General features: G+C 62.2%; 10 protein-coding genes. 8 read left to right on the top strand and 2 right to left on the bottom strand.

Features of this window, described 5'->3' with window-relative positions; translation table 11 throughout:
* Positions 1–65: 65 nt before the first annotated feature.
* Positions 66–290 (top strand): hypothetical protein, encoded by a 225-nt coding sequence (locus ABDB81_RS22660; protein WP_346813650.1) that lies wholly within the window; start codon positions 66–68, stop codon positions 288–290.
* 149 nt (positions 291–439) lie between these two features.
* Here the strand turns inward: ABDB81_RS22660 and ABDB81_RS22655 are convergent, their stop codons facing one another.
* On the bottom strand, positions 440–1,942 hold the full coding sequence (locus tag ABDB81_RS22655; RefSeq protein WP_346813649.1) for an MFS transporter: 1,503 nt from the start codon (positions 1,940–1,942) through the stop codon (positions 440–442).
* A gap of 292 nt (positions 1,943–2,234) precedes the next feature.
* Here ABDB81_RS22655 and ABDB81_RS22650 point away from each other — a divergent pair, with 292 nt between their 5' ends.
* Positions 2,235–3,212 (top strand): acyltransferase, encoded by a 978-nt coding sequence (locus tag ABDB81_RS22650; RefSeq protein WP_346813648.1) that lies wholly within the window; start codon positions 2,235–2,237, stop codon positions 3,210–3,212.
* 21 nt (positions 3,213–3,233) lie between these two features.
* On the opposite strand, the gene dkgB is transcribed toward ABDB81_RS22650, so the two are convergent.
* Positions 3,234–4,034 carry a 2,5-didehydrogluconate reductase DkgB gene (gene dkgB / locus ABDB81_RS22645; protein ID WP_346813647.1) on the bottom strand — a complete coding sequence of 267 codons (801 nt, stop codon included), beginning with the start codon at positions 4,032–4,034 and terminating at the stop codon, positions 3,234–3,236.
* Between the two features lie 108 nt (positions 4,035–4,142).
* Between dkgB and ABDB81_RS22640 the strand changes: the two genes are divergently transcribed.
* The 6 genes from ABDB81_RS22640 to ABDB81_RS22615 all read left to right on the top strand — a co-directional run bounded on the left by ABDB81_RS22640 (position 4,143) and on the right by ABDB81_RS22615 (position 9,666).
* The gene (locus ABDB81_RS22640) at positions 4,143–5,036 is read left to right on the top strand and encodes a LysR family transcriptional regulator (protein WP_137924668.1); all 894 of its coding nucleotides are present in this window, start codon (positions 4,143–4,145) and stop codon (positions 5,034–5,036) included.
* A 125-nt stretch (positions 5,037–5,161) separates the two neighbouring features.
* Positions 5,162–5,794: a 7-carboxy-7-deazaguanine synthase gene (queE, locus tag ABDB81_RS22635; protein ID WP_137924669.1), complete on the top strand. Its 633-nt coding sequence runs from the start codon at positions 5,162–5,164 to the stop codon at positions 5,792–5,794.
* Between the two features lie 3 nt (positions 5,795–5,797).
* On the top strand, positions 5,798–6,274 hold the full coding sequence (locus tag ABDB81_RS22630; protein ID WP_137924670.1) for a 6-carboxytetrahydropterin synthase: 477 nt from the start codon (positions 5,798–5,800) through the stop codon (positions 6,272–6,274).
* Between the two features lie 12 nt (positions 6,275–6,286).
* Positions 6,287–6,850 (top strand): tRNA adenosine(34) deaminase TadA, encoded by a 564-nt coding sequence (gene tadA, locus ABDB81_RS22625; RefSeq protein ID WP_137924671.1) that lies wholly within the window; start codon positions 6,287–6,289, stop codon positions 6,848–6,850.
* Positions 6,851–6,899: 49 nt separating this feature from the next.
* Positions 6,900–7,835 carry a muramoyltetrapeptide carboxypeptidase gene (ldcA, locus tag ABDB81_RS22620; RefSeq protein ID WP_346813646.1) on the top strand — a complete coding sequence of 312 codons (936 nt, stop codon included), beginning with the start codon at positions 6,900–6,902 and terminating at the stop codon, positions 7,833–7,835.
* Positions 7,836–8,043: 208 nt separating this feature from the next.
* Positions 8,044–9,666, top strand: coding sequence for an ABC-F family ATPase (locus tag ABDB81_RS22615; RefSeq protein ID WP_137924673.1), 1,623 nt, complete (start codon positions 8,044–8,046; stop codon positions 9,664–9,666).
* Positions 9,667–9,691 lie beyond the last annotated feature (25 nt).

Below are 9,691 nucleotides of genomic sequence, written 5' to 3'. Positions count from 1 at the left end.
AGTCGGCTTCTGACGTTCAGTGCAGCCGTCTTCTGAAAACGACAGGAACGCCAGGAGGAAAGGGCATGACGAGGCCGCACCAGGACGCCGAGCCGTTTTTCATCACCGAGGAAGTCGCGGCCGAAATGATCGCTGACGGCTACGAGTTCGAGCCGCCGCCCATTCCTTGCACCATCCGTCTACGCGACGTGCTGGAGCGCATGCCCGATGCCGAGCTGGCATTGCAGCCGGGCGAGATCGCCGACCAGGAGCGTGAACGCCGACGCTGCAAGCCGTGTTTAGCCTCATGATCTGCACATGGCATTTTTCGTGGCACTGAGTTTGACCGTTCTTGCAAGCTGTTGTCACTAAAGGATTTTATGTGCTTGTTTACAATCGAGTGGGAATAACAACGGGTAGGACAGAAAAGGCCGACGGTTAAGTCGGCCTTTTTCTTTTGTCAGGAACGTGTTGCCCGATCCCGTGCCTTCGGAATCGTCATCATGATCGATATTGCCGCGATCACGACCATCAGCAGGTTGAAGGAGAGGGCGATGCTGGCGGCTTCTCGCACGGCGATTTCCTTGCCCCCCTGAAATTCCAGCAGGCCGTCGAATATCGGGCCACCGGTATCGGTCCGGATCGCCGTAAAGATGGCTGCCGAGATGGCTACGCCAAATGCGCCGCCGAGTGACGATGCCATCTTGTAGATCCCCGCACCGGCGCCGGCCTGGTTCTCGGGGAGGGCCGACAGGGCCGCGTCGGTCGAAGGCGTTGCGTAGAACGCCAGTCCGATGCCTTGCAGCGCGAAGCCCACGAACACCAGTATCTTGTAGGTTTCCAGCGAGAATTGCGTCTGCGCCAGCAGCAGCACGGAAAGCCCTGTGATCATGCAGCCCCACAGCATGGGCAAGCGCGAGCCGAAGCGCCGCAGCAGTATTTCACCCACGCGGATAAACCCGATGATCGTGACGGCAAAGCCGATGGTCAGCATCCCCGCCTGCTGCACGGACAGCTTGCCGCCTAACTGCATCGTTTGCATCGTGACGATCAACGTACCGGCCACGCCGTTCAGCATGAAGTTGGAAATTGTCGCGCCGGTGTAGGTGCTATTGCGGAACAGGCTGAAATCGATGAACGGATCCTGTGTGCGCAATTCATGCCGCAGGAAGATCGCGCCGAACAGCAGCGCGCTGGCGCCGAGCAACAAGGTAGCGACGCTGTCCCAGCCAAGTCGGCTGCCCTGTGTCACAACTACCTGCAGCCCGATCATCGCGAGCATGAAAGTGAAGATGCCGAAGCGGTCGATGCGCACCGCACGTCCGGTGTTGGCCCGGCTTTCGGGTGTGCCGCGGATCAGCAGCAATCCGGCCAGCGCCACGAAGATCGACACGAGAAAGATCGAGCGCCAGCCGAAATTGCCGGCGACGAACCCGCCGAACAGCGCGCAGAGACCCGAGCCGCCCCATGATCCGATCGACCACAGGCTGATGGCACGCTGCCGCGCCGCGCCGTGCCAATACGTCTTCACCAGCGCCAGGCTGGACGGCATGATGCACGCTGCCGATAAACCCTGCAGCGCACGGCCGAGGATCAGGGCCGGCGCGGCGAATGTGCCTGACGGCGCGAGCGCTACCAGCAGGCACCCACAGATGCTTAGGACAAAGCCGAAGCGGAGAATCCGCATCCGACCGATACGGTCGGCCAGGCCGCCCGTGAAGACGATGAAGATGCCGGAGAACAAGGCTGTGATAGCGACGGCGATGTTCATCGTCGTGGCAGGTAATCCCAGCGTCTTTTCCATATCGGGCGCCACATTGAACACGGTCTGCGCGAACAGCCAGAATGTGAGAACGCCCAGCACAATGCCGAACAACAGGCGGTCATTGCCCTGGAAACCGGGATCGGAGGCCGCGTCGACAGGCTGGATGACGGCGGTTGGGATGGCTTGCGAATTTGACACGTTGCTTCCCCTTTTCAGTTGCGCTTTTGTGCGCGATCGACAGCATTCCTGCTGGCGATCAACGTATCAGGGGGAGAAGAGGCGAGTCTTGCGCCAGCACAGTTTCCCGTCGCCAGCGGCATCGGGCTGCCAATGGGATTGACGCAGGCCAATCCGGCCTGGGGGCCAATGCGCGGCACCGCACAGCCGGGCGTGGCATTCCGTCCCATGCTGCGCAGGCGGACCGCACCATATGGGGCCGGCGCTACCGATCGAGAGCGATCACCCCGGGGTCAGGCGTGGAGGAGGGGACATGCTGAACAATATTCAGATTCTGCGGGCGCTGGCCGCGCTGGCCGTGGTGATGTTCCATGTGATCGGCATTTCCAAGGTGTACGGCTTGTCCACTTCGCTGGTGCGGATCGAGGGGTGGGGTGACTGCGGCGTCGATGTCTTCTTTGTGATTTCCGGCTTCGTCATGGTCTACACGCAGGATCGCAAGCACCGTACCGCATCCGAGTTTTTCAAGGAGCGGCTTCTGCGGATCGTACCGATCTACTGGCTGCTTACCTTCGCCATGATCGCGCTGCTTTTTGTGGTGCCCGCCGCGTTTCGCGATGATGACCGCGGTCTGCTGCACATCGTGTCATCGCTTCTGTTCGTCGCGGGCGTCGCACTGGATCGCATGCCCGTGCTGTATGTCGGATGGTCGCTCGAGTACGAGTTGCTGTTCTATACGCTGTTCGCGGTAGGGCTCATCTTCACCCGCAGGCGTTATGCGTTCCTGTTTCCGATCCTGGCGCTGATCGTGGCGGTGCTGCTTGGGTGGAGCCGGCCGATAGCGCTCGAATTCGCGTGCGGCATGATGGTGGCAAAGGCTTACCAGTCAGGCAGATTTCGCATCGGACTGCCGCTCGCGATGGTGGGGGCGGCGTTGCTCTGCGTGACGATGGTCTGGCGGCCCGATATCGACCGCTTGCTGTTGTCGGGTGTCCCCGCTGTGTTGCTGGTCTATGGCGCGCTCCATATGCGGCAATTGGCCTCGAAATGGCTGGTCTACCTCGGGGGCGCGTCGTACAGCATCTATCTGGTCCAGGTCTTCACGATCCCGGCGTTCTACAAGTTTTCTTCGCGCTACCTGGACGCCGTGCCAGTGGATCTGCTGGCAGCGGCGGCCTTTGTCTCGACAGCGGTGTTCGGCTGTTTGGTCTACCGGTATGTGGAACTGCCGATGACCGCGCGGCTCAAGAAAATGGCGGCCGGCGACGGCGTGCTCGCGGTCAAGACCTGAGTCCGGCGGTCGACGGCAGGCTCAATCCCACTTCGGCGCGAAGTCTGGGCTGACTAGCCTTTCGCCACGGTCCAGTGCGGCAATCTCCGCCATTTCCGTATCGGTCAGTGTCAGTTGCGCAGCCGTCAGATTGCTGGCGAGGTTGGCGCGCTTGGTAGACGATGGAATCACGGCGATGCCTTGCTGCAACAGCCAGGCGAGAGTTACCTGCGCGGCGGAAACTCCATGCGCGCGGCCGATACGCTGAAGCGTGGCGTCCTCCAGCGCTTTGCCGTATGCCAGCGGCATATAGGCGGTGGCATGCAGCCCGTGTTCGCGCATGAAATCGGTCACCTTGCGGTTCTGCATGAACGGATGCATCTCGATCTGGTTCGTGGCGATGGCCGCGGCACCCACGACGTCGATGGCCTGTTTCAGGTGCCCGATCGTAAAGTTCGAGACGCCGATCTGGCGCGTCAGGCCATCAGCCTGCGCCTTGGCCAGGGCTTCCATGGATTCCGCCAGCGGCACGCCGTCGTCCGGTGCTGGCCAGTGGATCAGCGTCAGGTCCAGACGATCGAGGCCGAGCTTTTCGCGGCTGGTCTCCAGGCTGGCGTGCAAGGCGTCGCGACCCAGGTTCGCCATCCAGATCTTGGTGGTCACGAACAACTCGCCGCGCGGTACGCCGCCCGTGGCAATGGCCTGTCCGACATCGGCTTCATTGCCGTAGATCTGCGCGGTGTCGATATGGCGATACCCGAGCTCCAGGCCGGTAGTCACCGAGTCGATGGCCTGCTGTTGCTTGAGGCGGAACGTGCCGAGGCCGAGTTGAGGCATTTGCATGGGTGGCTCCTTGTGCATGCTGTGTGTAGACGATGAACGCAGTGTGCGCCAAGGTTTGTTGCGCAGAAACCCCGTGATCGACAGAACATAGTTGACTAGAATTCAACAATGACTCTGACACTAGAAGAACTGCTGGCCTTTGTCACCGTGGTGGACAGTGGCTCGATCACCGCCGCCGCCGAACAACTGGGACAGACCGTTTCCGGCATCAGCCGCGCGTTGTCCAGGCTGGAAGAAAAGCTCGACACCACTTTGCTGCGCCGAACCACGCGGCGGCTTGAGCTGACCGAGGAAGGCGCGGTGATGCTGGCCCACGCGCGGCAGATCCTCGGGGCGGCGGATCAGGCCGAAGAACAGATGCGGCTGCGCCGGCAGAAACCGGCGGGGCGGCTGCGCGTCAATGCGGCGTCGCCGTTCATGTTCCACGTGATCGTGCCGTTGGTTGGGGCGTTTCGTGCGGCGTATCCCGAGATTTCGCTCGAACTGAACACCAACGATCAGATCATCGATTTGCTGGAGCATCGCACCGATGTCGCCATCCGCATCGGCCCGCTGCGCGATTCCACACTGCACGCCCGGCCGTTGGGCACGAGCCAGATCCGCGTCGTGGCAAGTCCGGGCTATCTGAAGGCGCACGGCCGGCCAAAGAGCGTAGCTGACTTGAGCCAGCACACGCTGATCGGCTTTACGCAACCCGAAACCCTGAACCGGTGGCCACTCCGGGATGCATCGGGCAGCGACATTCAGATCCAGCCCGCGCTAACGGCTTCCAGTGGCGAGACGCTCCGCCAGTTGGCGTTGGCCGGGGAGGGCATCGTGTGCCTGGCCGATTACATGACCGATGCCGACCGCCGGGCGGGCAGTCTGGCGCAGGTGTTGCCTCAAGACACCATCGAGGTGCGCCAGCCTATCCATGCCGTTTACTATCTCAACACGCAGCTATCCACTCGGATTGCTGTATTTCTCGATTTCCTGACCGATCGGCTGCGGGCCATGCCATAGGATGCCTTAGCAGAAACCCTAAGTTCTTGATACAATCGCCGGTTGCTCACGCTGCGGCTTTTGCCTATTTTTTGAGCAGGCAACCACTCGATTACAAGCCCTACACAAGTCCCATACCCACACGCATGACCTACGCCGTCAAGGAAATCTTCTACACGCTGCAAGGCGAAGGCGCTAACGCCGGCCGCGCCGCGGTGTTCTGCCGTTTCTCGGGTTGTAACCTGTGGACCGGTCGTGAGGAAGATCGCGCGAAGGCCGTGTGCCAGTTCTGCGATACCGATTTCGTCGGCACCGATGGTACGCGCGGCGGCAAGTACAAGACTGCAGAGGAACTGGCCGCGGTGGTGGCTTCTGAATGGCAGGGCCGGGGCGGTCAGCCGCTGGTGGTCTGCACGGGCGGCGAACCGCTGCTGCAGCTCGATGCGCCGCTGATCGACGCCCTGCACGCGCAGGGTTTCGAAATCGCCATCGAGACCAATGGCACGCTGCCAGTGCCGGACGGTATCGACTGGGTTTGCGTGAGTCCGAAGATGGGTTCGGAGCTTGTCGTCAAGAAGGGCGACGAGCTGAAGGTGGTGATGCCGCAGGACGGCCAGGACTTCGCGGCATACGAACAACTGGATTTCCGCTATTTCCTGGTGCAGGCCATGGATGGTCCGCTGGCACGGCAGAATACAGCCGCAGCGGTGGATTTCTGCCAGCGCCATCCGCGCTGGCGCCTGTCGTTGCAGACCCACAAGCTGCTGGGCATTCGCTGACACATGAGCAAACAAGTTTCGATTACACGCCGGCTCGAATTCGACTCCGGCCACCGCATCCCGAGCCACGGCGGCCAGTGCCGCAACATCCACGGCCATCGCTACCGGCTGGATCTGACGCTTTCCGGCGAGGTCTTGCATCAGGAAGGCGCGCCCGATGACGGCATGATCCTGGACTTCGGCGATATCAAGACGCTCGCCAACGAGCATCTGGTGTCGAAGTGGGACCACGCGTTCCTGATCTATCGGGGAGACACGGCACTGCTGAATTTCCTGCAGACCATGGATAACCACAAGACCGTGGTCATCGACAGCATTCCGACCGTCGAGAATTTGGCGCAGGAAGCATTCGACATCCTCGCCCCGGTCTTCCGCAACTGCTTCAACCACCATCTGCAACTGACCAAGCTTGTGCTGTTCGAAACGCCGAACTGCTGGGCCGAAGTCAGCGCCCCGTTCTCGCTGCCTGCGCAGGACTGAGCGAGCCGGATCATGACCACCGCGCCCACGTTCGAGGACGACGCTGCACGTGACCGCTTCTACATGACGGCTGCGCTCGAAGAGGCGCGGCTGGCGGAAGCGGCAGGCGAGGTGCCCGTGGGGGCCGTGGTGGTCTGGAACGACACGATCATCGCCCGCGGTCATAACCTGCCGATCCGTTCTGTCGACCCCTCGGCTCACGCGGAAATGCAGGCTTTGCGCGCCGCCGCCCGGGTGCTCGGTAACTACCGCATGCCCGAGTGCGAGATCTACGTGACGCTGGAGCCATGTGCGATGTGCAGCGGCGCCATCCTGCACGCGCGGCTCAAGCACGTGGTGTTCGGCGCTACCGATCCGAAAACCGGGGCGGCTGGCAGCGTCGTGGACCTGTTCGCGCAGGCCACACTCAATCACCAGACCACGGTCGCACGCGGTGTCATGGCCGACGAATGCGGGCAGATGCTGCGCGATTTCTTCGGTGCGCGACGCCGGGCGCAGAAGGCCGCACAGAAACTCGCCCAGGCGGCAGCCACGGAAGCGCAGCCGACGCCGCCCTCGCCATCGCCGGCCGATTAGGCGAAAATCGGCGCTTCCGCTGTTCCGACCCTACCGTCAACGCTGAAGCATGAGCCAACCCTCCCAAGTCCAGCCCGTAGCAGTCCGTCTTGTTGCGCCCTCCGGCTATCCGCATGATGCGGCGATTGCCGAACGCGGCCGCGCATGGCTCAAGCTGCACGGCTATCAGGTCAACAACCCCGAGGTCCTGTCGCGCCGCTACCTGCGGTTTGGTGGCACCGATGAGGAGCGGCTGGCGGACCTCCACGCCATCGGCACGGGCGACGCAGGCGAGCTGACGCTGGCCGTGCGCGGTGGCTACGGGCTGGCAAGGATACTCGGTAGCATCGATTTCGCACGTATCGCCGAACAGGCCCGGGCGACCGGCACGCCGATCATCGGACACAGCGATTTCACGGCTTTCCAGTTGGCCTATCTGGCCGCGACGGGCGGTGTAACGTTTGCAGGTCCGATGCTGCTGGCTGATTTTGGTGCCGAACCCGCCGATGCCTTCATGTGGCAGCACTTCGAAGGCATCCTGCGCAATCCGGCTTACCGGATCGACATCGACGCGCCGCAGAAAGGTGCCGCAACGACCGTAGAGGGCACCCTCTGGGGCGGCAATCTCGCCATGCTGTGCAGCTTGCTTGGCACGTCTTATCTGCCTGAAGTCGACGGCGGCATCCTCTTCCTCGAAGACATCAACGAACCGCCATACCGCGTGGAGCGGATGCTGCTGCAACTGCTGCAGGTTGGCGTGCTGGCGCGGCAGCAGGCCATCGTGCTCGGCGATTTCTCGAACTACCGCACCACGGATTACGACAACGGCTATGACATGGACACCGTGTTCGACTACATCCGTGCCCAGTTGCGCATTCCGGTGCTGACTGGCCTGCCATTCGGCCACTGCCCGCGCAAGCTGACGCTGCCGGTGGGCGCGCAGGCGCGCGTGAAGTCGGGGGCGGATGGATTCTCGCTGGCGCTGTCGGCGTATCCGACGCTGTAGTAACGCAGGCGGCACTGGCGGACCTGACTTACGGGATGCGTCCGCAAGTGCTAAAATGCCCGGTTATTTCCTCATTCCGCCGCGCCATCCGGTAGCCCCCTGCGCCCATATCAGGTGCAAGCCGGGTACATATCCGGTCCCACGCTGGCTTTCCAGGCTTCTCAGGGTACCCACGCGGCACACCCGCTTTCCAGACAAGGTTTCAGACGTGCTTTCTACCGCAAACATCACCATGCAGTTCGGCCCCAAGCCGTTGTTCGAGAACATCTCGGTCAAGTTCGGCGAGGGCAACCGTTACGGCCTGATCGGCGCGAACGGCTGCGGCAAGTCCACGTTCATGAAGATCCTGGGCGCCGACCTGGAGCAATCGTCGGGTACGGTCATGCTGGAGCCGGGCATCCGCCTGGGCAAGCTGCGCCAGGACCAGTTTGCCTATGAAGACAACCGCGTGCTCGACGTAGTGATGATGGGCCATACGGAAATGTGGGCTGCCGCCAGCGAGCGCGATGCCATCTACGCGAACCCCGAGGCCACCGACGAAGACTACATGAAGGCCGCCGAGCTGGAAGCCAAGTACGCCGAGTACGACGGCTACACGGCCGAGGCGCGTGCCGGCGAACTGCTGCTGGGCGTGGGCATTCCCACCGACCAGCACCAGGGCCCGATGAGCGATGTCGCCCCGGGCTGGAAGCTGCGCGTGCTGCTGGCCCAGGCGCTGTTCTCGAACCCGGACGTGCTGCTGCTCGACGAACCGACCAATAACCTGGACATCAACACGATCCGCTGGCTGGAAGATGTGCTCAACGAGCGCAACTCCACCATGATCATCATTTCCCACGATCGCCACTTCCTGAACTCCGTGTGCACGCACATGGCCGACATGGACTACGGCACGCTGAAGGTCTACCCGGGCAACTACGACGACTACATGCAGGCGTCGATGCAGGCCCGCGAACGGCAGATGGCCGCCAACGCGCGTGCCAAGGAACGCATCACCGAACTGCAGGATTTCGTGCGTCGCTTCTCGGCCAACAAGTCCAAGGCTCGCCAGGCGACGTCGCGCGCCAAGCAGATCGACAAGATCAAGGTCGAGGACATCAAGCCGTCCTCGCGCCAGAACCCGTTTGTGCGCTTCGAGTTCGAGAAGAAGCTGCACAACCTGGCGGTGGAAGCCGATGGCGTCACCAAGACCTATGACCGCAAGATCATCAACAACTTGTCGATGGCGATTCAGGCCGGCGAGCGCGTGGCGATCATCGGCGAGAACGGCGCGGGCAAGACCACGCTGTTGCGCAGCCTGCTGAACAGCGCGGTGGAAACCGGTGTGCAGCGTGGCGTGGAAGTGGATCGTGGCACGATCAAGTGGGCAGAAAACGCCAACGTTGGCTATATGCCTCAAGACACGTACGAGGAATTCCCGACGGACGTGAACGTGATGGACTGGATGAGCCAGTGGACGCAGGCCGGCGACGATGACACGTCGCTGCGCGGCACGCTGGGCCGCCTGCTGTTCTCGGCCGACGACATCAAGAAGAACGTGAAGGTGCTGTCGGGTGGCGAGAAGGGCCGCATGATCTGGGGCAAGCTGATGCTGGGCCGCCACAACGTGCTGGCCATGGACGAGCCGACCAACCATATGGACATGGAGTCGATCGAATCGCTCCAGATTGCGCTGGACAAGTTTGCTGGCACCCTGATCTTCGTCTCGCACGACCGCGAACTGATCAATGGCCTGGCCACGCGCGTGATCGAAGTCCGCACGGACGGTACGATCACCGACTACCTGGGTACGTACGACGAGTACCTGCAGTCGCAGGGGATTGAGGCTTAGTTTCTCAGGGTTTCTTTCCCGAGGT

Origin of the sequence: Cupriavidus sp. DL-D2, assembly GCF_039710735.1 — a bacterium.
GTDB lineage: Bacteria > Pseudomonadota > Gammaproteobacteria > Burkholderiales > Burkholderiaceae > Cupriavidus.
The sequence above is the reverse complement of the archived record's forward strand: the minus strand, read 5'-3'. Positions and strand labels throughout refer to the sequence as shown.

Excerpts from the sequence above, each read along its gene's own strand:
- ABDB81_RS22660 (WP_346813650.1), top strand. The coding sequence starts at position 66 with ATGACGAGGCCGCACCAGGACGCCGAGCCGTTTTTCATCACCGAGGAA.
- ABDB81_RS22650 (WP_346813648.1), top strand. The coding sequence starts at position 2,235 with ATGCTGAACAATATTCAGATTCTGCGGGCGCTGGCCGCGCTGGCCGTG.
- dkgB (WP_346813647.1), bottom strand. The coding sequence starts at position 4,034 with ATGCAAATGCCTCAACTCGGCCTCGGCACGTTCCGCCTCAAGCAACAG.
- ldcA (WP_346813646.1), top strand. The coding sequence starts at position 6,900 with ATGAGCCAACCCTCCCAAGTCCAGCCCGTAGCAGTCCGTCTTGTTGCG.
- ABDB81_RS22630 (WP_137924670.1), top strand. The coding sequence starts at position 5,798 with ATGAGCAAACAAGTTTCGATTACACGCCGGCTCGAATTCGACTCCGGC.
- tadA (WP_137924671.1), top strand. The coding sequence starts at position 6,287 with ATGACCACCGCGCCCACGTTCGAGGACGACGCTGCACGTGACCGCTTC.
- queE (WP_137924669.1), top strand. The coding sequence starts at position 5,162 with ATGACCTACGCCGTCAAGGAAATCTTCTACACGCTGCAAGGCGAAGGC.
- ABDB81_RS22640 (WP_137924668.1), top strand. The coding sequence starts at position 4,143 with ATGACTCTGACACTAGAAGAACTGCTGGCCTTTGTCACCGTGGTGGAC.